The sequence below is a fragment of the Marinifilum fragile JCM 15579 genome (genome assembly GCF_001310955.1).
Lineage (GTDB): Bacteria > Bacteroidota > Bacteroidia > Bacteroidales > Marinifilaceae > Marinifilum > Marinifilum fragile.
Genome location: NZ_BAZX01000003.1, coordinates 141964 through 168438, shown reverse-complemented (window position 1 = coordinate 168438; position 26475 = coordinate 141964). Strand labels below are relative to the sequence as shown.

Sequence of the window (26475 nt, the reverse complement as noted above, 5' to 3'; positions counted from 1 at the left end):
AGCCAATCTCTCTAAATTACCAAATCAGAATTTAAAATCAAAAGCATTAATTGAATATTATATTTTTGTACACCAATACTATTTATACAAGGACAAATCAACAATAAAAGCTCCTTTATCCATTATAACAAATAGTTTATCCAAACTATCTACCTTAGTATTTTGTAATCGTTGTAAATCATTTTTATATACAGATCCATCAACCACAATTGTACAATTGATCTGATGTTTCATTAATTTTTCTGCCTTTTTCAACGCTGATTTCCTCATCAAAACAATATCAGGATGGAGATGATTAAAAAGCTCAACCGATAAGTCATTATACCTTTGGATAATTAGAATTTTACTTCCAGCAAATTCCCAAAAATCTACTTCTTGTATTGTGTCTGTTTGGAGTTTATCAAGGTGATTTTGAATTTGATAATTATTAGCCAAGAACTTCTGCTTCGACATTTCCATATTTTTATCGCACAGATAACTTACTTGATTACCACTCCTAAATCCAATTAAGGAATTCCCCCCAGCGTTAAAAACAATCAACTCCTGTTTTTTAGGTCGAAAATGATTTAAAAGTTCTGGTATCTGAAAAAAGACAAGTAAAATCAAAAAACTGTAAACAGCCATTTTTCTTCTTAAAACCACAACAAAAACCAAATTGATGATTAAAGCATACATCAATAAAACCTGAAATGAAGAAAAGCTAATGGAATGAATAACGGCTGCTGGCAGTTCATGTATCCAAACAATAATTTGGTTTAATATTTTAATTAGATGTTGAAGTATCCATCCCAGTATATTTGAAAGTATTTCAACCTGGGACAATATCAGCAATAAGGCGGATAGGTAAATTAGTATACCCGCCATTAAGATTACCACATAACCCGATAATAGAAAATAAGAAGGAAATTGATTGAAATAATAAATTGTTAAAGGAAAGGTTGCAATTTGTGCAGCTAATGCCACAGTTGTTAATTGCCATAACTTATTCAAAATAGGATTTCGGACAAAAAGCAACTTATCAAATTTGGGTTGAAAGAATACGATTCCTACAACTGCCAAGTATGAAAATTGAAATCCCACCGTGAATAACAAGTAAGGATTATAGAACAATAGAAAAAAAGCCGACGCAGCAAGAGAATTAAAAACTCCTCCTTTTCGTCTCATTGCTTCACCAACAACAATGAAGCTAAACATGCAAGCTGCCCTCATTACTGAAGGCGATAATCCTGTTATCAAGGCATACAGCCAAAGAATGATTAAAAGAAGTAAACTACGAATCCACCGCCCATATTTTATTTTTAGCAAGAAACCCAATAGATAACTCATGATCAAATAAATGATTCCTACGTGTAGTCCCGATACTGCTAAAACATGCATAGCTCCAGCATCTGCCCAAGCTTTTCGCACTTCGGGATCGAGGCTTGTTTTGTATCCCAAGGTAAGAGCTGCCAAAATATCGAAACTTTCATTTTTAATTCCGTTATCACGATATATTTGCAAAAGTTGATCTCGCCACTTCCAAGCCAACGTGCGGACATTCATTCGATGATCTGTTGGCAGTTTAATCCAATTTGTGGGACTTACATAGGAGGTATATAAGATGTGACGCGTTTTTAAATATCCCGAGTAGTCAAATTCGTTAGGATTTCCTGCATTTTTAACACGCTCCACCTTAGAGTTGATTAACAATCGATCTCCAACATTCAACGGGTTTACTAAACTATCCTTTTTAAAGTATAAAATGATATTGGCAGTCTCTTTAATAGTCCTGTTCTTATTAACAGATTCTGTAATTCTTGCAACACACGAAAAAGTATTTGCCTTCTCAATCGGATTTTCAATTAATCTCAACTGATAAGCTTCGCATGAATCCATCTCACTCAAAAACATACTTTCCTTAACTACTTGGGTTCTAAAAACTCCTAAACAAGTAAACAGGACAAGCACTATTAAACCGAAAAAAGGTCGCAATTTGTATGATTTCTTCAGTTGTGGTATCAACACAAACAAAATCATTAAAACAAAACCAAAGGAAATCAGAATAAGAGCCAACTTATTAGATATTTCAAGCGATTCGGCTATAAAAATTCCAATTATCAGAAAAAATAGAATTCGCAAAAAAGGATATTGTCGTAGTAATTCCCGTAAATCCATGCAAACACATTTTATGGTTAATTGAATTTAAGAATTCCTACTCGAAAAAAAAAGTCCTTGCTAAAAAAAGCAAGGACTTATCTATTTATTATACAGAGCAATTGCGCTCACTAACTTTCTTTATCTGAAGCTAAATGCAATACCTCCTGTAATTGTATTGTATTCCTGAATGGTATAATCACCAAATATCTTAAAGAAGCCAAGATTTAATCTAGTACCAAGAGTTGCACGAACACCGCTTGCATCAAAATCAACGGATACTGGATCTACAACAGTTTCTTTTACAGTTGCTCCTGTTCCTTCCAATGTATATTCCAAATCATATGAGCCTTTGATATCCACATCCATTTTTGCTGTGTTGTAACCAACTGCACCATAAAATTCAATCAACTTTAAGTTTACCGATGCAATCGCCTGAAATGTATATGCATTGGTTTTGAATTCCATCTTTTGTCCCGAACCATTTAATCCTGAATCTTCCTGAATGTCATATTCCGAAGTTAAACGAGTATATGCAATTAGTGCAGAAATATCAACTGGAGTTTTATCAATCTTCAACATTTTTGACAAACTCTTCTGAAGACCAATACCAAACATTCCCACCTCTAAATCGGAAGATCCTACTTTAGGTAAGTACCTTACTTTTAAATCGGAATTGATTCCTGGAATACCAATACCAACTTGCAGCGTTGCAGTAGGAACAGCATTCATTGGCAAATCATCACCAATACCATCTGGCATAACAAAATCAGTCAACTTAACTTCTCCCATATCAGTTTTTATTCTCGCTTGAAGAGTTGTATTGTTTTCTCCTCCCATCAAGGTTTGAATTTTTGAAGATCCATTTACCAAAGTAATGTTTGAATAATCACTTTCTATAAATTGAAATGCTTCATCCTTGCTTGGAACTTTGGCCAAATTAGCTACCAAAGTAATATCGAAACCTAACTTTTTGTGGGTTCTGGCCGTTGAATACCAACCATTGTTCAATCCATACATAAAGCCTTTCGATACAGGATTCACATATTTTTCAGTCAACTTCGAAGCATCCTCGGTCCCTGCTAATAGAAACTGTTCAATATCCTGCGATTTACCCAAAAATGGCGCAAATAAAATAAGTAGTAGAATTAATTTTTTCATAGTATATAGATTTTAATTAGTGGCATAAACAATATCTGCTATTACGGAACAATGTAAAAATTGTTTAAATATTATTAATAATATCACAATTCGTTAGTTTATAAGAACTGATATAAGTCTACCAATTAATCCGTATGAACATTAAAAAACCCTACCGAATTGGTAGGGTAATATATTATCTTGGAAGTGTAAATTTATATTTTGCTTTAAACTTTCCTTTTGAGATTCCGGCAAGTTTTCCTCTTAAAAGTCGCTTTTTAATTGGAGCACAATGATCGGTAAACATGATTCCTTCCAGATGATCATACTCATGTTGAATAACTCTGGCAGCATAACCCGAATACTCTTCTTCATGAAATTCCCAATTTTCATCGTAGTATTCAATTTTAATAGTTTCCGGACGCTTCACATCTTCATTTAAACCAGGAATACTCAAACATCCTTCCGACATGGTCCATTCTTCTCCAGTACGTTCTGTTATTTTTGGATTGATGAACATCTTTTTAAAACCTTCCAATTCAGGTTCTTCTTCAGCAAAAGTTGAGCAGTCAATCACAAACATTCTAATCGATCGTCCTACTTGTGGAGCTGCTAGACCAACTCCATCAGCGAAATACATGGTTTGCCACATATCTGCTTTGAATTTTTCCAAATCAGGATAATCCTTGTCAATATCTTTGGCAACCTTTCTTAAAACAGGATGGCCATAAATCGTAATCGGTAATATCATTTTTATACTCTTATTTACTCTACAAACAATCTAAAACAGGTTTCGTTTGGTTTCCATGTAAGATTGTAAAATTATCGTGGCACTCACTTTATCAATCATAGCTTTATCCTGACGTTGCTTCTTTTTTAAGCCACCATCAATCATTGTTTGAAATGCTATCTTTGAAGTAAATCGCTCATCAACCATTTCTATAGGGGTATCTGGAAATTTTTTCTTTAATTTCCCTAAAAATGGTTTCAAATATTTCATTGATTCGCTATCCTCATTATTCAACTGCTTTGGATATCCTACCACAAAAAGTTCAACTTCTTCACTTGCCATATATTTTTCCAGGTAGTCAAGCAAATCTTTGGCTGCAACAGTATCCAATCCATTTGCTATTATTTGCATAGGATCTGTAACCGCTAAGCCAACTCTCTTTCTTCCGTAATCAATTGCTAATATTCGTGCCAACAGATATTATTTATACTAATTTTGAATTGCAAAGATATAAAATCCATTCAGACTTTTATCTGCTTGGCTAATTTTGGGTGGTTTTTAGAATGGTAAGTTAATTAGAATCCAAGTGAAAAATTTCATAGATCTCCTTTATCATCTCTTCTCTGTCTAATTGAAGTGCACAAAAGGTGTTGTAAACTGAAACATAACAATCTTTTCCCAAATTCAACTCATGCGCTTTAATTTCATCTGCTATGTTTGCATTTAGTAAAGCCGTTTGGCCAATAATTACTGGAACTATATCGATTTCATTCCTATGAAGAATATATAGACCTGGACGATTTTTAATCTCATCCAAATTTGAAAAAGGTCCTCGAAACGAAAAACGCCCAATTTGAATAGTCATATCAGTTCTTGTTTAAACAAAAAATCAGGAAAACTCCTGATTTTGAAAGTAAGAATAATTACTTAAACAACTCGTATATGAGACAATATTTTTAGAATAATATTCCCAAATGAATGCTCAGGCGATTAAATTCCTCCCGTAAAATCTCTTTATCATCGGTGTAATCATTATACCATGTGAGTTTGTTTTTCTGGTATCGATACCCCAATCCCAGACTAAAACTTGTACTTCCTTTTCCACTAAAAACAATACCTATTCCCGGATTTATTAACCAGGCACCTTTGTTGTCCATCTCTTCACCATTGTTGTAGTAATAATTTGTATTTTCCCTATTTTCGAGTGCAAAAGAATAACCTGACTGACAAAACAGATACGTATTTAATCCTTTAACTTTATGATGGTAGCGAATATCCGTGAATAAAGGAATTTGGGTTTCTTCAAAGGTTTCTAAACCAATTCCACCTCCCAATGACAGGCCATTTTTAAAGAGGTAATTTGCCGAACACATCAAACTAAAAGGAGCCTCGTTTTCATTCCCATTACTGCCAAGTAAAACTCCAAATTTAGCATCTACAAAAACTTTTTGATTTCTAATGGTAAGACTGTCTTGTTTAAACTTTGGCAATCTTTTTCTTTCGTATCTTATTTCAGCAATGTCTTCCATATCAAATTTCCAGAAATTTTTATCCAGTGTTTTCAATTCAAGAAATTTTCCAGGAACCTGTCTTACAATAGTTCCTTTTAATACATTGCCATTCTTGAGTTGGACAACATCAATTCTTTTTTGTGCACTTACCTGAGTGGTTAGTAAAATACCAAACACAAGCAAAAGGATCGGTTTTAATAATGGGCTTATAGTCTTCATAATTCTTCATATTGTTTCTCTTTTGATGGAACAAATCAAATTTGGTTGCGTCGCACTACAAATTAACTTTCAAAAACTTACACGCAACCTATATGATCCGAATGCATCTATAGGTTAGGTTGAAAAAGTTAAAATCTAATCCTAAAATGCAATTCATATGAAAACAATAATCAAAACTTCATTGATACTATTCATAGGTGTCTGCTTCTTTTCTTGCGATGACGACATTTCTCATGAGTATACCATTAATGAACCAGTGTATATGAGTACTGCAGATTTTAAAAATGCAGTAAAATCGGAAATCTCAAGAAGTATGGAAGAAACAGGAAAAATATATTTCTATGGAGATTATATATTGGTAAATGAAAAATTCCAGGGCATCCATGTAATCAATAACTCAGATCCTTCCAATCCCATTACAGAAAAGTTTATTACCATTCCCGGAAATATTGATATGGCAATAAAGGACGATATGCTTTATGCCGATTCGTATACCGATTTGGTTGTTATTGATATCAGCAATATCGATCAGGTAACAGAAAGCAAACGATTTGACGATGTATTCTTTTACAGTTTGCCTCCGACAAACAATAATTACAGATATGGTGATATTGATCCTAAAAAAGGCATTGTAGTTGGTTGGGAAGTAAAACGTACCAGCGAAAAATACCAGGCACCAAGATATTACCCAATGTACGATTACATGACGAATTCAGCGGCTGAAGCCAGTTCTAAAGTCGATGGTTCAAACATTGGCAAAGCTGGTTCCATGGCTCGATTCATGATCCAGGGTAATACCTTATATACCCTAAAATCATCATATGCTTTAAATATCTATGACATAGCAAACACAAACGAAGCAATGTTTAGTGGAAGTTTAAATTTAGGATGGGGAATTGAAACAGTTTTTGCACACAACAATCACCTTTTCTTTGGTGCTAACCAGGGAATGTATATTTACAATATCAGCAATCCATTTGCACCCGAATATGTATCGGAATATTCTCATTTTATGAGTTGTGATCCTGTAGTAGTTGAGGATAATTATGCCTACATAACGCTTCGTGCAGGAAATTGGTGTGGTCAAAATACAAGTCAGCTTGATGTTGTTGACATTAGCGATTTAAGCACTCCAAGTCTTCTAAAATCGTATTCAATGACAAATCCATATGGAGTAGGAATTGATGGTGACTTACTTTTTGTATGCGATGGGACAGCAGGTTTAAAAATCTACAACAAATCTGATCCATTAAACATTGCCGCAAATCACCTAAGCACATTTACGGATTTGACTCCTTACGATGTAATTCCATTGGGAAATATCCTGGTAGTAATTTCTCCGGAAGGATTACTTCAATACGATTATACTGACATTAACAACATTCAATTGCTTAGCTCCATAAAAATTAAAAGCGATGAATAAGAATCAACAAAGGCTGCCTCTTACGAAGCAGCCTTTGTTGTAATTTCTTTTTATAGGAAAAACCATAAAACAGAAGGAATAATTACACCAAGTAGAGCCAATTTCCAACCTCTTTTTTTAAAGCCATTCCTTCCTTTGGTAATGACCAATCCAGTAATACAGATCAGCAGTACACAAATGGCGAAAATATCTGAATACCAAACCCAAGCATCACTTGCCGATTTGTGTAAATCGACCATTTGTCCTAAGATTGGACGTGTTCTGAAACTTTCAATCTGACCTTCTCCTGTAAACGGATTGATGTATGCATAAGCATTATCGAAATAGAGATTATATCCACCTCTTCTCCACGCTGTGCCATTCAATTTTAGCTCAATGCCTTGAGTTTTTAGAGCCTTTTGAAAAAACTCATCCGAAATAGCATTTTTATCTTTGGGTAAATCAAATTTTACATCCACCGCATCGTATACATAGTCACGCGGATCCCAGGAGTGACGATGATTCAAAGCAATTCCAGAAATTGAAAATGCCATTAATAGTCCAACATAAAAGTAAGAGAAATCTCTGTGCCAATTTCGAAGTTTCAGATTCCAGTTCATATTCTAAATCCTTTAATAAATTTTTATGGCTACAAAGAAAGAAAAAACTACTCTATTCTAAATCATATGTATTAGTGATTTTTAATTTGGAAATTAGGTTCATTACCAGATTATTTTCTATTCTTTAATCGATTTAATATTGGATTATTTCATTTTTGCCACCTAGACTGGCAAACTTCCATTTAAACACTGTAAAGTACATTCACCAAAACTTTGAGACGACAACTGCATATACTTTGAGACAACAACTGCATGCACTTTGAGACATTGAGTGCATGTACTCTTAGGTGTTGAGTACTGGTACTCTTCAACTCAATAAAAGCATAGAAACAAAAAAGGCTACCCCAATTGAGGTAGCCTTCTATATTGAATCGATATTTCTATCGGATTACTTCAAGTTTGCTTGAGCAGCAGATAGGCGTGCGATTGGCACACGGAAAGGAGAACATGAAACGTAATCCAATCCAGTTCTATGACAGAACTCAACTGATGATGGCTCACCACCGTGCTCACCACAGATACCTAATTTAAGATCAGAACGAGTTGCACGACCTTTTTGTGCACCCATTTCAACCAACTGACCAACACCAGTTTGATCAAGAGCCTGGAATGGATCTTGCTTCAAGATACCTTTCTCAATGTAGATAGGTAAGAATTTACCAGCATCATCACGAGAGTATCCGAAAGTCATCTGAGTTAAGTCATTAGTACCGAATGAGAAGAATTCAGCAACTTCAGCAACTTCGTCAGCAGTTAAAGCAGCACGAGGAATCTCGATCATAGTACCTACCATGTAATCAACTTTAATTCCTTTTTCTTCGAATACTACATCAGCAGTTGAACGGATGATTTCTTCCTGCATCTTCAACTCTTTAACAGTACCGATCAATGGAACCATGATTTCTGGTTTTGGATCGAATCCTTCTTTCTTCAAGTCACAAGCAGCTTCGATGATAGCGCGAGCCTGCATTTCAGTAATCTCTGGGTAAGTGTTACCTAGACGACAACCTCTGTGACCCAACATTGGGTTGAATTCGTGTAGAGACTCTACTTTTTCAGTAACAACCTTCACGTCAACACCAAGTTTTTCAGCCATTTCTTTCTGAGAAGCTTCATCGTTTGGAGTAAACTCGTGCAATGGTGGATCTAGTAAACGAATAGTTACACCGAATCCGTCCATAGCTTTCAAAATTCCGTAGAAGTCTTCACGCTGGATAGGTAATAATTTAGCCAATGCTTCTTTACGACCTTCAAGATCTTCAGCAAGAATCATTTCACGCATCTTCCAGATACGATCTCCTTCGAAGAACATGTGCTCAGTACGACAAAGACCAATACCTTTAGCACCGAAGTTACGAGCAGTTTCAGCATCAGCTGGAGTATCAGCGTTAGTTCTAACATACATACGAGTGTTAGCTTCTGCAAGATCCATGATCTTACCGAAATCACCATCCAAAGAAGGGTTGATTGTAGCAACTTCTCCTTCGTAAACAACACCAGTAGAACCGTTCAATGAGATGAAATCACCTTCGTTGTAAGCAACACCATTAATAGTCATTGTTTTACCAGAAACTACTAATCCTGCAGCTGAAGAGATACAACATTTACCCATACCACGAGCTACTACAGCTGCATGAGAAGTCATACCACCACGCTCAGTCAAGATACCAACAGCAGCGTTCATACCTTTCAAGTCTTCTGGAGAAGTCTCACGACGAACAAGGATTACTTTCTTACCATCAGCAGCCCAAGTTTCAGCATCCTCAGCTGAGAATACGATCTGACCTGTAGCAGCACCTGGAGATGCAGGAAGACCTTTAGAAAGTTCTTTTGCAGCAGCAAGAGCAGCAGTATCAAATACTGGGTGAAGAAGCTCATCCAATTTGTTTGGCTCCTGACGTAATAAAGCAGTCTTCGCATCGAAGTAACCTTGCTCCATCATATCAACAGCAATCTTAACCATAGCAGCAGCAGTACGCTTACCGTTACGAGTTTGCAACATCCAAAGTTTACCATCCTGAATGGTGAACTCCATATCCTGCATATCTTTATAGTGATCTTCAAGTTTTTGCTGAACAGCATCTAATTCTTTGTAGATCTCTGGCATAGCTTCTTCCAATGAAGGGAAGTTAGCTTTACGATCTTCTTCAGAAGTACCGTTACGCTCAGCCCATCTTTGAGAACCGATCAAAGTAATTTCTTGTGGAGTACGAACACCAGCAACAACGTCTTCACCTTGTGCGTTGATCAAGTACTCACCGTTGAACAAGTCTTCACCTGTTGCAGCATCACGAGAGAAACATACACCTGTAGCAGAAGTTTCACCCATGTTACCATATACCATAGCCTGAACGTTTACTGCAGTACCCCACTCCTCTGGAATATTCTCCATACGACGGTAAAGGATAGCACGTTCAGTGTTCCATGAATCAAATACAGCGCAAACAGCACCCCAAAGCTGATCCCATGGATTAGTTGGGAAATCTTTTCCAGCTTTAGCTCTAACAACTGCTTTAAATTCTTCTACAACACCTTTAAGATCTTCTACTGACATTTCGTTATCAGCAGCGTAACCGTTAGCTTCTTTAACTTTGTCAAGAACTTGCTCGAAAGGACAGTGCTCACCAGCTTCAGCTTCAACGCCCATTACTACATCACCATACATTTGGATGAAACGACGATATGAATCGTAAGCGAAGTGTTCGTTACCTGATTTCTCAGCAATCAACTTCACTGTTTCGTCGTTCATACCCAAGTTCAATACAGTGTTCATCATACCTGGCATAGATACACGAGCACCTGAACGAACAGATAACAACAATGGGAAAGCTTCACCTTTAGAGTCAAACTTAGCGTTCATTGCTTTTTCAGTTTCAGCAACAGCAGCTTCAACTTGACCTTTAATCATTTCTACAACAGCTTCTTTTCCTTGCTTGTTGTATTCAGTACAAACTTCAGTAGTGATAGTGAAACCTGCTGGCACAGGAACACCGATTAGGTTCATTTCTGCAAGGTTAGCACCTTTTCCTCCAAGCAGATTTTTCATGTCTGCTTTACCTTCGGCCTTACCGTCACCAAAAGTATAAACGTACTTAGTACTCATAATTATCGCTTTTTAGTTTTAAACGTTAAAGTCCCAAACAACAGGATCCTTAACAACAATTATATTATTAGCTTCTATTTATTTAAAACAATAAATTTAAAGGGATTAAGCATGATTTTTGTCACACAAAAACACGCACACAAAAGTAGTTTTCTTTTTTTAATTTTAAAAATATAATTCCCTCATTTAAGTTGCTTTTGTATAGATTTTTTTAGAGTACGTACACTTTTCTTTTTCAAACGTTTGCGAAAAATTAAACATCTTTTTTTAATACATATATTTCACAATAAAAGCCTGTTCTCAGACAGGCTTTTATGTTTATAATATTAGTATTTTATCTCATCAGATTTTTATTAATAACTTCTTCAGGATGCAAAAGGAAATCAAGATATTGAGCTCTATAATAAACATCCGATGCTTTTAATTCTTTATCTGACAATTTGCCTCTAAATTCATCAACAGACTTGTATCCTTTTTGATCCATCCACTCTTTAATTTCAAACAGTACTTTTTCAATAATCATTGGTGTGTTTTTGTATAAAGAGCTAACCATTTGAACTGCGTTGGCTCCGCTTAGAATCATTTGCAGCACATCAGCAGCTCCATAAATTCCATTAGCTCCACACAAATCTCCTTTAACTTTTCCATGAGTAAGACCAATATATCTTAAGCCAAGTTTAAAATCTCCTGGATTGCTCAAATTAAAATTGGTAACATGAGCTTCCGTTTCAATATCTATTTCTGGCTGGAAAAGACGATTGAATAAAATGAAAGCCGAAGCACCTGCCTCATCTAGCCTTTGGACAAAATTCAAAATATTGGTGTAGTATGGACACAATTTAATTGAAAATGGAATAGAAAGTCTTTCTTTTAGAGTCTTTACAATTTTAACTTTTTCCTCTTCCATTTGCTCTGCAGTTTTTGTACCATCAAATGGCATTTGATAAAAGTTTAGCTCTAAGGCATCCACTCCCACATCTTCTAACTCTTTAGCATACTCAAACCAAGTAACATCGTACAAGCAATTTAAACTGGCAATTACAGGAATATTGACATTTTCCTTTACCTCCTTAAGTTTAAGCAAGTGAGCTTTAGGTCCTGCATGTTCTAACGCAGGAAATAGTGAAGTCATTTCGGCATTTCGATGTGCATATTCGTCCAATTCATCAGAAAGCTGAGCTCGTTCCATAATGATTTGCTCTTCAAATAGAGATTTATAAACAATTGCTGCAGCACCTGCTTCTTCAAGATCTTTAGCTCCCTCAACGGTAGCTGATAGGGTACAAGCCCCTACTATAATGGGATTTTTTAAATTTAATCCCATGAATTCAACATTTAAATTTGCCATATGATTTTGGATTAAAAATTTATTGGGTACTAATAAATTTAAGAAATGAACTTGATAATTTCAACTCTATTTTCATTTTCAACCATCTGAATATCACAATAAATTACATAAAATCCTTTAAATACAAGACATGCAAGTCTTATATTTTTTTTCTGAGAAAGGCAGAATAGTAAGATCCACCAACTTACAATTCTGCCTTTCCGATCCGGAGCTATGCTTTAGGATCTATAAATTCATAACAATTATCGTATACTTTTAGTTCTCAAATCATCAATTAGACACAATCATCCATCTTGGGTACGGTATTTTTAGATATTACTCTCCCATTTTATACAAAACAGTTAGGATGCTAAACTTTACTAAGCTGTCATATTAGCAATAATTCAAAAAAAGGGGCTCTTAATAAAGAGCCCCTCATGATATTATTAGATCAAAAACTTATGCAAGTTCTTTTTCTTCTTCAGAATAATCTAATGAAGCTTGACGCTTGTAAGCTTTATATCTCCACTTCGCATTCTCTTCAGCAGCTACGAATAATTCCTTAGCTTCTTCTGGGAATGATTTCTGTAGAGAAGTATAACGTACCTCACCCATTAAGAAATCCTGGAAGTTTTCCCACTTAGGTTCTTTTGAATCAAGAACAAATGGGTTTTTACCTTCTGCTTCTAACATTGGGTTGTTACGATACAAGTGCCAGTATCCAGCTTCAACAGCTTTTTTCTCTTCAGCTTGTGATTTACCCATAGATGCTTTCAATCCGTGAGAAATACAAGGAGAATATGCAATAATCAATGATGGTCCTGGGTAAGCTTCAGCTTCTTTCAATGCTTTGTAGTACTGAGCCTGGTTTGCACCCATTGCTACCTGAGCTACATAAACATATCCGTAAGACATTGCAATCATACCAAGGTCTTTCTTTCTGATACGCTTACCAGCAGCAGCAAATTTAGCTACAGCACCAACTGGAGTTGATTTAGAAGCCTGTCCACCTGTGTTAGAGTAAATCTCAGTATCCATTACCAATACATTTACATCTTCACCAGAAGCCAATACATGGTCAAGACCACCGAAACCTATATCATAAGCCCAACCGTCACCACCGAAGATCCAGATAGACTTCTTAACTAGGTATTGCTTCAAGCTCAAGATTTCTTTAGCAACTTCGTGATTTTCATTAGCTAAAGCAGCTTCAACTTTTGGAGAAGCAAGCTCTGAAGCTTCAGCATTGTCTTTACCTTCTAACCATTCAGCAAATGCAGCTTTAGTTGCATCGTTAACAGCATCCATGTTCTCTTCCATGCGTTGAGCAATACGAGCACGCATTTTGTTAACACCCTCTGCCATACCATAACCATACTCTGCGTTGTCTTCAAATAAAGAGTTAGCCCAAGCTGGACCTTTACCGCTCTTATTGTTCTTACAATATGGAGTAGATGGAGCAGAACCACCGTAGATAGAAGAACAACCAGTAGCATTAGCTACAATCATTCTTTCACCGTACAATTGAGTGATTAATTTGATGTATGGAGTTTCACCACAACCAGCACAAGCTCCAGAGAACTCGAATAATGGCTGAGCGAACTGTGAGTTCTTCACATTGTTCTTAGGAAGAAGTTCTTTGTATCCTACCTTTTCATCCATATAGTGCCATCTCTCTTTCTCAGCATCCTGAGTTTCAAGGTGCTTCATTTCAAGAGCCTTAGCTTTAGGAGCTGGACAAACATCAACACAGTTACCACAACCTGTACAATCTAGAGGAGCAACCTGAATACGGAAGCTTAACCCTTTAAGATCTTTACCTGTAGCTGGCTTAACAGCAGTTCCTGCAGGAGCTGCAGCTACTTCTTCTTCTGTCAACAAGAATGGACGGATAGCAGCGTGAGGACAAACGTAAGCACACTGGTTACACTGAATACAAGTTTCTTCTTTCCATTCAGGAACACTAACCGCGATACCACGTTTTTCATATTTAGTAGTACCAGCTGGGAAAGTACCATCTTCTCTACCCTTAAATGCAGATACTGGAAGATCATCACCAGTTTGAGCGTTCATAGGATCACAAACATTAGCTACGAACTCAGGACGACCTGTTGATTCAGTCTTGAATCCTTCTGCTTCGATGTTTTTCCATTCAGCAGGAACTTCAACTTCAATTACATTTTCACCACCAGCATCAACAGCCGAGAAGTTCATGTTAACAACTTTTTCACCTTTGTTACCATATGACTTCACAATTGCTTTCTTCATTTCTTCTACTGCCAATTCGAATGGAATTACACCAGTAATTTTGAAGAATGCAGCCTGCATAATGGTGTTGGTTCTTGTACCAAGACCTAACTCTTCACCTAATTTAGTACCATTGATGATATAGAATTTAATATCATTTTCAGCAATGTACTTCTTCATGTGATCAGGTAAGTGCTTCTTAGTCTCTTCAACATCATAGATAGAGTTCAACAAGAATGAACCACCTTTTTTCAATCCTTTCAATACATCGTATAAGTATACGTATGCAGGAACGTGACATGCTACAAAGTCAGGAGTAGTCACAAGGTAAGTAGAACGGATTGGATCATCGCCGAAACGAAGGTGAGAAGCAGTAAAACCACCTGATTTTTTAGAATCGTAAGCAAAATAAGCTTGACAATACTTATCAGTTGATCCACCAATAATCTTGATTGAGTTCTTGTTAGCACCTACAGTACCATCAGAACCTAATCCATAGAATTTAGCTTCGTATAATTTTTCAGAGTTTACTTTCAACTCAGCTTCCAAAGGAAGAGATTTGAAGGTAACATCATCAACAATACCTAAAGTGAATTGGTTTTTAGGTTCGTTCATTGCTAAGTTCTTGTAAACAGCAATAATTTGAGATGGAGTAACATCTTTAGAACCTAATCCGTAACGACCACCAACTACAATAGGAGCATTTTCTTTTCCGTAGAATACTTCTCTTACGTCAAGATACATTGGATCACCATTAGCGCCTGGCTCCTTAGTTCTGTCAAGAACACAAATTCTCTTTACAGATTCTGGAACAACACTTAAGAAATGCTTAGCTGAGAATGGACGATATAGGTGTACACCAACCATACCAACTTTTTCACCATTTGCAATCTTGTAATCGATAACCTCTTTGATAGTTTCTGTTACAGATCCCATAGCGATGATGATGTTTTCTGCATCTTCAGCACCATAGTAAACGAATGGCTTGTATTCTCTACCAGTTAACTTGGTAATTTCGTTCATATAACCTTCTACGATTTCAGGTACTTTTTCGTAGAATGGGTTTGCAGCCTCGCGAGACTGGAAGTAGATATCTGGGTTTTGAGCAGTACCTCTAGTTACTGGAGATTCTGGATTCAAAGCACGGCTACGGAATTCTTGAAGAGCTTCCATATCTACCAATTCTTTCATATCGTCTGCATCAACAGCTTCAACTTTTTGAATTTCGTGTGAAGTACGGAATCCATCGAAGAAGTTGATAAAAGGAACGCGAGACTTAATTGCAGTAAGGTGAGCAACTGCTGAAAGGTCCATTACTTCCTGTACAGATCCTGATGCCAACATAGCAAAACCAGTTTGTCTTGCAGAATAAACATCTGAGTGATCACCAAAAATAGAAAGTGCCTGAGCAGCCAATGCACGAGCACTTACATGGAATACACATGGTAATAACTCTCCAGAGATCTTATACATGTTAGGAATCATCAACAATAATCCCTGAGATGCAGTATAAGTAGTTGTTAATGCACCAGCTTGCAAAGAACCATGAACTGCACCTGCAGCACCAGCTTCTGATTGCATTTCAACTAGACGAACAGTTTCGCCAAAAATGTTTTTACGACCTTGTGCAGCCCACTCATCAACATTCTCAGCCATAGGCGAAGAAGGTGTGATTGGGTAAATACAAGATACCTCACTAAACATATATGCTACGTGAGCGGCAGCAGCATTACCATCGCAGGTAATGAATTTTTTTTCTCTTGCCATTTTACTCCTCCAATTAATTTTAATTAATGGTAGTTTAATTTATTTCTGTTATTTAATTCTCTAATATAAAAAACCGAACAACCACAAAGGAATTTTATTTCCTTCGCCGCGTTCGATCATATCAGCAGCTTCAAATAAATCTTCGGTTCTAATATTAGACTCAGACATATTTGTATTACCTGTAATCTTAAAATTGTATTTGTCATCCACTAAAAAGTGTCCCATATCTGTACTTGTAAAAAGTCTTGTTGGTGCTACCTGGTTGTAAAAAAAGGTTTCACGCAAATTGTCCTGATCAATATTCTCAGGAGATATGGCATACAGTAAATTGGTATTGTGTAAATATACCTTATTAGGCTTTTTAGATGAATCTTTATAGCTATCCTTCGAGTTAAGCAAACGAATTAATCTTGCATTTTTCAGATATCGCAAATAATTCATAATAGTAGCTCGTGATGTTTCCACATCGTTAGCCAACTTGCTTACGTTAGGCTGAAATGGCACATTACTCGAAATGATATAAAGTAGTTTCTTTAGCTTTGGCAGATATTTTAATTCTATTTGGTTCAAATACGTAATATCAAATTCCAACATCAGGTTGATAATTTTCAACAAATTATCAATGAAACTTTTCTCTTCCTGATAACATGGATAATATCCGTAACGCAAATAATCATTAAAATAAGCCAGAGGTCTTACTTTCTCAAGAATTTCATCGACAATCTCCTCATGATTTTCGATAATCTCCTCTAAAGAATAGCTCTTAAATTTGTTCCCAGTTTCGTGATTTAAAAATTCTCGGAATGATAATCCATTTAGGTAGTACACATTCACAATATCTTTAAGCTCTTCGTTTGTCTTTACTCTTAAGATTGAAGAAGCCGTAAATATAATTTTTAAATCACCACATTGCTCGTAGCAAGTTCTTAAGTCTTTTGCCCAATCAGGATATTTATGAATCTGATCCAAAAGTAACAACTTACCACCTTTTTTATAAAATTCATCTACAAACGAAACCAGTCCTCTTTCTGTAAAGAACAAATTGTTCATGTTTATATAAAGACATGATTTATCGTTCGCACAATTTTCTCGAACATAGTCTAACAGGAAGGTTGTTTTACCTACACCTCGGGCACCTTTTATAGCAATTAATCGTTGCGACCAATCAATTTGATCAGCCAATTGGCGACGAATATTACTCTTTTTGTTTTTCAACAAACTATTATGTGTCTGTAGTAAGGTGTTCATACTTTTTCGAAATTTACATCGCAAATGTAGAGAATTAAAGCTTAATTTTGTAATCTCGAGATTACAAAAGTGTTTGTTTTTTGCAATTTATACTTATTTAAAATAACATGCCGCACAACAGCTTTCCCTTGATATTGCTAATCATTCGATAAGAAATCAATTCACAAAAAAAGAGGCAGTAAAATTACTGCCTCTTCTATATTCTATTGTATTTGACTTATTTGTCGTTCATCGAAATCAAGAATTCCTCGTTCGAACGAGTTTTTCTCATTCTATCGCTGATAAACTGCATAGCTTCTACAGAATTCATATCTGTTAAGAAGTTTCGAAGTACCCAAATGCGATTCAACTGGCCTTCGTCCAGTAAAAGATCTTCGCGACGTGTACTCGAAGCTGTAATATCAACTGCAGGGTAAATACGCTTATTAGATAACTTACGATCTAATTGAAGTTCCATATTACCGGTTCCTTTAAATTCTTCGAAGATCACTTCGTCCATCTTAGAACCAGTTTCGGTTAATGCGGTTGCCAAAATGGTAAGCGAACCTCCATTTTCGATGTTTCGAGCAGCTCCAAAGAAACGTTTTGGCTTGTGAAGTGCATTTGCATCAACACCACCAGAAAGTACTTTACCCGATGCAGGAGAAACTGTATTGTAAGCACGAGCCAAACGAGTAATCGAATCAAGTAAGATTACAACATCATGTCCACACTCAACCATACGTTTTGCTTTTTCAAGCACAATATTAGCCACTCTTACATGACGTTCAGCCGGTTCGTCAAATGTCGATGAAATTACTTCAGCATTTACACTTCTGGCCATATCAGTTACCTCTTCCGGACGCTCATCAATCAATAAGATAATCATGTAAGCTTCAGGATTATTGGCAGCAATTGCATTCGCAACTTCTTTCAATAATACAGTTTTACCTGTTTTTGGCTGAGCAACAATCAAACCTCTCTGCCCCTTACCAATAGGTGCAAACATATCAACTACACGAGTAGATAGTGAATTTGAAGGACCTCCTGTTAGGTTAAATTTTTCATCTGGGAAAAGTGGAGTCAAGTGATCAAAAGGAACACGGTCACGAATCACCTCAGGCAAACGACCATTAATCTTTTCAACCTTGATTAACGGGAAATATTTTTCACCCTCTTTTGGAGGACGGATAGATCCATTAACAGTATCACCAGTTTTTAAACCAAATAGCTTAATTTGAGACTGAGATACATAGATATCATCCGGAGAATTCAGGTAATTATAATCTGATGAACGAAGGAAACCATAGCCATCAGGCATAATTTCCAATACACCAGAACTATTTATAATCCCATCAAATTCGAAAAGTTTTTCTTTTTCTCTTTTTTCAAATCTTTTTCTGTGCTGATTTTTATCCTGTCTATCATTTCTGTCAGCTGTTCTTTCCTGTTTCTCTGGTTTTGATTTTTCTTCTTTAGCAACAGGCGCCTCTTCTTTCTGACTTTTTACCTCTTCTTTATTTTCAGGTTCAGCTTTTACTAATTCAGCTTTTTTCTCAACAACATTTCTTGTACTTTTTTGTTGTTCAGGAGCTTCTTCAGCTTTCTTTTCTTCTGGTTGAATCTGAGATGCAGCCTCTTTCACAACCTCTTTAACTGGCTGCTCTGTTTTTCTTCTTCTTCGTAGCTTAATCTTAGGCTGATCTTCTTCTGCTTTCCCTTCAGTTTCAGCCTTTTTAATTCTTTTTCGAGGAGTTTTTTTCTCGTTAGATTTCATTTCAGAAGCTACAATCGCCTGTTGATCAAGAATCTTATAAATTAAATCTTGCTTTTTAAAAGATTCAACTTTCTTAATTTTAAGTTCTTTAGCAATTTCTCGCAATTCAGGCACAAGCTTCTTGTTTAATTCAAGAATATCGTACATATATAATTTATTAATATTTTTTGGGTAATGTTTTTATAGATAGAATTGTATTTGAACAATACGGAACCTGATCTTTCGACCTCTAAATGAGAAGAATCAATCGGAATTCAAATGCAATATTACGCAATTAGTTATAATTCGCAAAAAATAATTGCATAATAATCCTGAAAATAGAAATTATGATGATTTTCAGGATCAATTCCACACCTCAAATTAGTCCCCGTCGATTTCTTTTTTTAAATCATTTTGCTATATTTAAATATTAATGACGGAGTTAGGCTTCATCATTTTATACCAAAATTCCACTATGAGACAGCTAAAAATTACCAAACAAGTAACAAACAGAGAAACTCCTTCACTGGACAAGTATCTGCATGAAATTGGGAAGGTCGACCTGATTTCGGCAGAGGAAGAGGTTCAACTTGCCAGGAAGATAAAAAAGGGAGATAAAAAAGCTCTGGATCGACTTATTAAGTGTAATCTGCGTTTTGTTGTATCTGTATCAAAGCAATATCAGAACCAAGGTCTTAGCTTACCGGATTTAATTAATGAAGGAAATTTAGGATTAATTAAGGCTGCCCAAAGATTTGATGAAACAAGAGGTTTTAAATTTATTTCTTATGCAGTTTGGTGGATTCGTCAATCAATTTTACAAGCCTTGGCGGAGCAAGCAAGAATCGTTCGCTTACCATTAAACAAAATTGGTTCTATCAATAAAATCAACAAAACATTCTCTCAACTTGAGCAAGAATATCAGCGTGAACCTTCGGCTGAAGAAATTGCCCACATTTTAGAAATGAGCCCAAAAGATGTAAAAGAAGCCTTAAAGGCATCTGGTCGTCATGTATCTATGGATGCACCAATCAATCCAGAAGAAGAAAATACGCTTTATGACATCTTATTAAGCAATGATGAAATTAGTCCTGATAAAGCTTTAATTAGAGATTCGCTTAAAAAAGAAATTGAACGATCTTTATCCACATTATCTAAACGAGAGGCCGCTATCATTCGTTTGTATTTTGGTTTAAATGGAAAACCTCCATACTCGCTTGAAGAAATTGGAAAGGAATTTGGTTTGACTCGCGAGAGAGTTCGTCAGATAAAAGAAAAAGCCATTAAAAGGATGAAATCAACTTTTAGAAGTAAAATCTTAAAAACCTATTTAGGAGAATAAAATCATATTTTAATCAATGATACTTAAAGGATAAGGGAAAAAATTCAGCATTTCTTTCTTATCCTTTTTTAATTATATCTTTGCGCCAAAGAAAAATACTAATATTAAACAATCAAATGCAAACAATTGTTTCACCATCGTTATTATCAGCAGATTTCACAAACCTGAAAGCTGACATTGAGATGGTTAATAAAAGCGAAGCCGATTGGTTTCACCTAGACATTATGGACGGTGTTTTTGTGCCTAATATCTCATACGGGTTACCAGTAGTACAGCAAATCAACAAAATTGCTGAAAAGCCATTGGATGTTCATTTAATGATTATTGATCCGGATAGATATGTTGAGGCATTTCAAAAGGCTGGTGCTGATTACCTAACCGTACATTACGAAGCTTGTACTCACCTACACCGCACAGTGCAAAATATCAAACAACACGGTATGAAAGCCGGTGTTTCACTAAATCCTCACACTCCTGTTTCTGTTCTTGAAGATATTATTCAGGATCTTGATTTGGTACTATTAATGAGTGTAAATCCTGGATTTGGAGGCCAAAGCTTTATTGAAAATACTTATAAAAAAGTAAAGCAATTAAAAAATTTGATTGCTGAACAAAATGCCAATACAATAATTGAAATTGATGGTGGTGTTAATTTGGATACCGGAAAAAAATTACTTGAAGCAGGAGCCGATGCCCTAGTTGCAGGTAGTTTTGTTTTTGGAGCTGATGATCCAACACAAACCATATCAAATTTGAAAAATTTATAATATAAGAAAAGACCAAATGAAATTTCATTTGGTCTTTTTCTTTTTACACAGTTACGGCATTTTTACCTTCCAGATAATCCTGCAAATAAGCAAAATGCTTTGTAAGTTTTCCTTCTTTAGCTATGGTAGCTCGTTCTAAAATTCCCTCTGGGTCATCACCAAATAAGGCTTCGTAAACATTCTTAGCTAACGCTTCTCCAAAATCAATGGATGAATCTCGAGGCAATTCACCCGGTAAATTATCAACAGCCATAACCGTAACATTGCGTTTGTCTACAAACGGGATAGCCTCTTCTTCAGTAAATCTATCATATCCATAAAAAGAGGACGCAATGGTAGAGGCTCGTAAAGTCGATGGCAATGGTCCATCAATGTCACAACTAACATCTGCAATAACCGAAATCCTGAAATCATCTTCCTTATAATCCTCAGGAGTTAGAAACCTTGGGGCTTTCGGATCCCAATAATGACATGCTATATATAAATCGGTGACCTTTGAAAATTTCTTAAATGTTGATTGGTACATCTCAGGATGATCGTAAAAATGTTGCAAATCAAAATCCGAACCATCAATTCTTTCAACATATTTATCCGGATCAATCCGGCACACAACAGGTTCATCATATTCTGTCGTTAAAAACTCATCCGGATCAACTTCCTTTAAATTTAAAACTCGAATGGTTTGCATGGCTCCCATTGCAACTCTTCCTCCTCCTGTTATCAGAATCTTAATGGGCTTTAGCGTAATCTTTTTTAAATGCTCATACATTTCATTCATATCCAAACATGTTCCTGCAGGAGGCAAATCGAAGAAATCAGTCCTCATTCCTCTAGCCCGTAAAGCTTTGTATGCCCCAACTACTCCGGCCCAATGTCCAAATGCCACAAGTCTCTGACCCGATAAATTGGTTAAATATTCATAATCAATCAATGTAATGTTTCGTTTAATAACTTGTCGAAGCAATTCTCGATTATGAGCTTGTTGCTTTGCAGTATGCGAAAAAAACAGATAGGTTTTATTTGGAATTAAAGTAGGAATACTCACCTCCTTAACTCCTATTAAAATATCACATTCTCGAAGATCTTCAGTTAAAAAATAGCCTTGATCACGATACTCTGCATCGGTAAAACATCTTATATCGCTAGGTTGAATAAAAATGCTTACATCAGGATATTTTTCCAGTATTTTAAGGCCTGTTATAGGTGGAATAGCCACTCTTCTGTCAGGTGGATTTTTTGTCTCTCGAAGTACTCCTACTCGAATGCGATTCTTCATAATTAAAAATTTTAGGTGTGAGTCAAAGGTGTTCCTGATAATTTAAGCTTAACTGATATCAAAAAACACTATACTTATTTAAATTTAATAAACATTTAACAGATTTCAGAATTTCCATTAAATTTTTAACACACTATTCCATTACTGATTTTTAATCTGATACAAAAAACGGAAGGTAAAAAATGCACTAAAACAGCTATTTCTGATCTAATAAGTTTAACAGCTAAATGTTTTTTACTAATTTTGCGTGAATTCTAGGGGCTGACGTGGTTTTGACAGCATGTAGAATTGATATGTAAGCATGTCGAGCGTTGTGATTCCAGCTCGTAAATATCGGATCTCACACTTTTTAATTGGCGAAACAAATTACGCTCTTGCTGCTTAATCGAATCATAGTAGATTAAAGCTTTATTGCGGCACAAGGATGCTGCGACGAGACATCCCGCTTATGGTTCCACCTTGTTCCGGTAAGTATATGGGGTGCTAGCAATTCAAGGTTAGCAAACTTCAAGCTTCGGGGAGTTCGCGAAATTTAGAAGATAAGTTATGATCCGGGTGTGCTTTCCCAAATCATAATCGAAAACCAATAAATCACTAAGCATGTAGAAAGCCTATTGGTCGCATGTTTGGACCAGGGTTCGATTCCCTGCAGCTCCACACAACACAATACCCGTTTGAATCAATGATTAAGGGTATTGTGTATTTATAAACTAGCCTGAATATTAAAAATACATCTAAACATATTATCCTTCTAAAATAAAAAGAAGCCCTTTATTCATATGAATAAAGGGCTTCTGATATCAGATTAATATTTTATGTGAATTTCTATTTAATTTTCCAAATGCCAAAATACTCTTTTGGGGATAACCTGTCGTTTAATTCCCGGACCTTCCCACTCAACTACCAAATCAATATTATCGGAACATTGATAGAAACCCATCTGTATTTGATGCAATCCCTTCTCCAATTTCAAACTTGCCTGCTGACCAAATGTAAGAGTTTTTCTGCCATCACTTTCAAACAGTTCTTCACCATTAATGCTCAATTTACATCCATCGTTCGAGGACATATAAAAAGTATACTCGCCCGACTTTGGAATATTAATCAGTCCTTTAAAATCAATTCCAATCCATTCTTTTCTTAAACAAACATCTAAAGTGGGAACAGAAACAATTCCTGTTTTCGCAGGCTCATCCAATTCATAATCGTAAACAGAACGATAAATTCCTTCGAAATAAGAATATTGCAATCCTTTTTGGACCTTCTCTGCAAGATAGTTTCCAGAGTTTTGCTTTGTTAATCTTCGCTTTACTACAATTCCAGGTTCACATCCTTCTTTGTAGGTTCTGAAACTCAAATTTGAACTTTTATTAATTTTAAACGGCTTTTTAAATTGTTGGCTTTGTTTATCTGGTTCAGATCCATCGAGGGTAAAGTAAATTTCAGCTTCGGGATCATTGCATTTTATATCTACCAAAAATTTTTCTATAAACACATCTGATGATTCTGTTAGGTAAGCAATTGGTGCAGCTTTAAACTCAACATTCAAATCAAGATTCGCACCCCATCCTTTATTTGGAGTATCCGCCATTTCCAATACCAAATTTCCTCCTTCTAGAATATCTGAATGTGATAAAAAACTCACATTCAATTTTTCACCATTCAGTTTCGCCGATTGTATATACTTGTTCTTCTCGCTATTGTTATTTGCCGTGAGAGTAAAAGTTTTTCCATTATCCAAATGAATTTTCACTTTAGAAAATATTGGTGACCCAATGGCATATACAGGTTTACCCGGACAATCGGAATAAAAGCCCATTGCGCTTAATACATACCAGGCCGACATTTGACCACAATCTTCATTTCCGCACAAGCCATCAGGCGTATCCTGGTATTGTGTAGCCATGATTTCACGAACCATTTTTTGCGTTTTCCAAGCTGCCTCGGCATAGTTGTACAGGTATGCCATATGATGACTTGGTTCATTTCCATGGGCATACTGACCAATTAAACCACTTACATCGGTATCATCGCCCAAATCATGCTCCATTTCGGTTGCAAATAGTTTATCTAGCCAATGTTCCAACTCCTTTTTTCCTCCCAATAAATCGATTACACCAGGAATGTCATGAGGAACAAAGAGGCTGTATTGATATGAGTTTCCCTCGGTATAATTATATCCCACAGCGGTAGGATCAAAATTTGGAACCCATTTGTGCTCATCGGTTTTACCACGCATAAATCCAACTTCCGAATCATAAATGTTGCGATAGTTAGAAGCCCTATTCATGTAGTATGTATACCTATCAGTCTTCCCTAGTGCTTTGGCCACTTGTGCTATGCACCAATCGTTATAGGCATATTCCAATGTTTTGGATACGGCCTGACTGCTTTTATTTGAAGGTACATATCCTAAAGTTCGGTAGGCTTTTAATCCTCTCTTATCGAGCATGGCAGTTCGCTCCATCTCGGTGTAAGCATCCTCCAAACTAAAATTTGTAATTCCTTTTACATGTGCATCTGCAATTAATGAAACAGCATGATAACCAATCATACAACGGGTATCATTAGAAGCCAATTCCCACATTGGATATTCTCCAAACTCTTTACTCTTTTGAACCAAACATTGTGCAAATTCACCAGATCGATCTGGCTCAATAATGGTTAACAATGGATGTAATGCTCTAAAAGTATCCCACAAAGAAAAAACCGTGTAATTCGTAAATCCCACTGCTTTATGAACTTTCCCATCCATACCACGGTACATACCATCAACATCCTGAGAAACATTAGGGGTTAACAAGGAGTGATAAAGTGCGGTATAGAAATTACGTTTTTCCTTCTCGCTTCCTCCTTCTACCTCAATTTTTCCAAGGCTTTTACTCCAACTCTCTTTTGCATTAATTCTTGCTTTTTCAAAATCAATTTCTTTAGCTTCTGCTTCCAGATTTTTACGTGCACCTTCGATACTAACATTTGATAAAGCAACTTTAATTTCTATGGTTTCACCAGCCAAAACATCAAAGAAGGCAAGAGATTGTAGCTGAATTCCTTTCGTTTGTCGTTCTGATATGACTTCCTTCTTATCTTCAAATATTTTAGCAGATTCAAAAGGTTTAGAAATCTCCATTGCAAAAAACAAATGTTGATCACCAGCCCAATATTTAGATCTTCTTTTTCCTTCAATTCGATTATTTCCAACAATTCTTATTTCTGATTCAATTACTGGATCACGATGGATTAGATCTAATAGTAATTTTACTTTGCCCGCTTCTTCGAAAGTATATTTATGGTATCCAACTCTGTTCCCTGAAGTTAACTCAACTTTTACCTTGTAATCATCCAAATAAACAGAATAATAGCCGGGTTCTGCACGCTCCGATTCATGAGAAAAACGTGAACGATAACCTGCATCCGGATTTTCACTTGTTCCTGAATATAGATTTACGTCACCTGTAATTGGCATCAATAAAACATCTCCGTAGTCTGAAACACCAGTTCCCGATAAATGCGTATGGCTAAAACCAATAATAGATGAATCGGAGTAATGGTAGCCACCGCAACCATCCCAGGATTCGTCGTTACGAGTATCAGGGCTTAGTTGCACCATTCCAAATGGCACCTGTGCACCAGGATATGTGTGACCATGAGCACCTGTTCCAATAAAAGGATCAACATACTGTGTATAATCCTTTTTTGTATCACACGAATACAAGATTATACTTAAGACTAAAATCGATATAAAATTTCTCATTATTGTGGTCCAAATTGTTAATTATAACTATTTTTTTATCAAGACACCTCTTAAAGTTAAGTATTTATCCCTTAAACAATTTTTTGTTAAAGTATATATAACGAAAGGTTCCAGCGCAATATAGCTAACTGGAACCTTATGGTTGTTTAGTAGA

17 protein-coding genes and 1 other RNA gene are annotated in these 26475 nt (G+C 35.9%); 4 read left to right on the top strand and 14 right to left on the bottom strand.

What is annotated here, in order from left to right; genetic code table 11:
- Positions 1-78 precede the first annotated feature (78 nt).
- The 6 genes from JCM15579_RS03965 to JCM15579_RS03940 form a co-directional block, all read right to left on the bottom strand.
- The gene (locus JCM15579_RS03965) at positions 79-2154 is read right to left on the bottom strand and encodes a ComEC/Rec2 family competence protein (protein ID WP_054716062.1); all 2076 of its coding nucleotides are present in this window, start codon (positions 2152-2154) and stop codon (positions 79-81) included.
- 120 nt (positions 2155-2274) lie between these two features.
- Entirely contained in the window at positions 2275-3294 is a 1020-nt protein-coding gene (locus JCM15579_RS03960) for a DUF6588 family protein (RefSeq protein WP_054716059.1), read from the bottom strand.
- Positions 3295-3469: 175 nt separating this feature from the next.
- Entirely contained in the window at positions 3470-4024 is a 555-nt protein-coding gene (gene def / locus JCM15579_RS03955) for a peptide deformylase (protein WP_054716056.1), read from the bottom strand.
- A gap of 30 nt (positions 4025-4054) precedes the next feature.
- Positions 4055-4477: a Holliday junction resolvase RuvX gene (ruvX, locus tag JCM15579_RS03950; RefSeq protein ID WP_054716053.1), complete on the bottom strand. Its 423-nt coding sequence runs from the start codon at positions 4475-4477 to the stop codon at positions 4055-4057.
- A 97-nt stretch (positions 4478-4574) separates the two neighbouring features.
- Entirely contained in the window at positions 4575-4868 is a 294-nt protein-coding gene (locus JCM15579_RS03945; protein WP_054716050.1) for a hypothetical protein, read from the bottom strand.
- A 91-nt stretch (positions 4869-4959) separates the two neighbouring features.
- Positions 4960-5733: a hypothetical protein gene (locus tag JCM15579_RS03940; protein ID WP_054716047.1), complete on the bottom strand. Its 774-nt coding sequence runs from the start codon at positions 5731-5733 to the stop codon at positions 4960-4962.
- A 157-nt stretch (positions 5734-5890) separates the two neighbouring features.
- On the opposite strand from JCM15579_RS03940, the gene JCM15579_RS03935 reads away from it, so the two are divergent.
- Complete coding sequence (locus tag JCM15579_RS03935) at positions 5891-7156, top strand: LVIVD repeat-containing protein (protein ID WP_054716044.1); 1266 nt, start codon at positions 5891-5893, stop codon at positions 7154-7156.
- Between the two features lie 50 nt (positions 7157-7206).
- On the opposite strand, the gene JCM15579_RS03930 is transcribed toward JCM15579_RS03935, so the two are convergent.
- The 6 genes from JCM15579_RS03930 to rho form a co-directional block, all read right to left on the bottom strand.
- Positions 7207-7755 carry a PepSY-associated TM helix domain-containing protein gene (locus tag JCM15579_RS03930; RefSeq protein WP_054716041.1) on the bottom strand — a complete coding sequence of 183 codons (549 nt, stop codon included), beginning with the start codon at positions 7753-7755 and terminating at the stop codon, positions 7207-7209.
- 388 nt (positions 7756-8143) lie between these two features.
- Complete coding sequence (gene ppdK, locus JCM15579_RS03925) at positions 8144-10858, bottom strand: pyruvate, phosphate dikinase (RefSeq protein ID WP_054716039.1); 2715 nt, start codon at positions 10856-10858, stop codon at positions 8144-8146.
- A 334-nt stretch (positions 10859-11192) separates the two neighbouring features.
- The gene (locus JCM15579_RS03920) at positions 11193-12206 is read right to left on the bottom strand and encodes a dihydroorotate dehydrogenase-like protein (protein WP_054716036.1); all 1014 of its coding nucleotides are present in this window, start codon (positions 12204-12206) and stop codon (positions 11193-11195) included.
- A gap of 438 nt (positions 12207-12644) precedes the next feature.
- Complete coding sequence (gene nifJ, locus JCM15579_RS03915) at positions 12645-16199, bottom strand: pyruvate:ferredoxin (flavodoxin) oxidoreductase (RefSeq protein ID WP_054716033.1); 3555 nt, start codon at positions 16197-16199, stop codon at positions 12645-12647.
- A 60-nt stretch (positions 16200-16259) separates the two neighbouring features.
- Positions 16260-17447, bottom strand: a complete 1188-nt coding sequence (locus JCM15579_RS03910; protein WP_054716031.1) for an AAA family ATPase — start codon at positions 17445-17447, stop codon at positions 16260-16262.
- A gap of 217 nt (positions 17448-17664) precedes the next feature.
- Positions 17665-19350 carry a transcription termination factor Rho gene (rho, locus tag JCM15579_RS03905; protein WP_054716028.1) on the bottom strand — a complete coding sequence of 562 codons (1686 nt, stop codon included), beginning with the start codon at positions 19348-19350 and terminating at the stop codon, positions 17665-17667.
- A 307-nt stretch (positions 19351-19657) separates the two neighbouring features.
- Here rho and JCM15579_RS03900 point away from each other — a divergent pair, with 307 nt between their 5' ends.
- Positions 19658-20524 (top strand): sigma-70 family RNA polymerase sigma factor, encoded by an 867-nt coding sequence (locus tag JCM15579_RS03900; RefSeq protein WP_054716025.1) that lies wholly within the window; start codon positions 19658-19660, stop codon positions 20522-20524.
- Between the two features lie 116 nt (positions 20525-20640).
- Positions 20641-21291, top strand: coding sequence for a ribulose-phosphate 3-epimerase (gene rpe, locus JCM15579_RS03895; RefSeq protein WP_054716022.1), 651 nt, complete (start codon positions 20641-20643; stop codon positions 21289-21291).
- A 43-nt stretch (positions 21292-21334) separates the two neighbouring features.
- Here rpe and JCM15579_RS03890 read toward each other — a convergent pair whose 3' ends face one another.
- The gene (locus JCM15579_RS03890; RefSeq protein ID WP_054716019.1) at positions 21335-22567 is read right to left on the bottom strand and encodes an NAD(P)-dependent oxidoreductase; all 1233 of its coding nucleotides are present in this window, start codon (positions 22565-22567) and stop codon (positions 21335-21337) included.
- A gap of 257 nt (positions 22568-22824) precedes the next feature.
- Between JCM15579_RS03890 and ssrA the strand changes: the two genes are divergently transcribed.
- Positions 22825-23227, top strand: a transfer-messenger RNA (tmRNA) gene (ssrA, locus tag JCM15579_RS19980).
- Between the two features lie 169 nt (positions 23228-23396).
- On the opposite strand, the gene JCM15579_RS03885 is transcribed toward ssrA, so the two are convergent.
- Positions 23397-26321: a GH92 family glycosyl hydrolase gene (locus JCM15579_RS03885; RefSeq protein ID WP_054716016.1), complete on the bottom strand. Its 2925-nt coding sequence runs from the start codon at positions 26319-26321 to the stop codon at positions 23397-23399.
- Between the last annotated feature and the right edge of the window lie 154 nt (positions 26322-26475).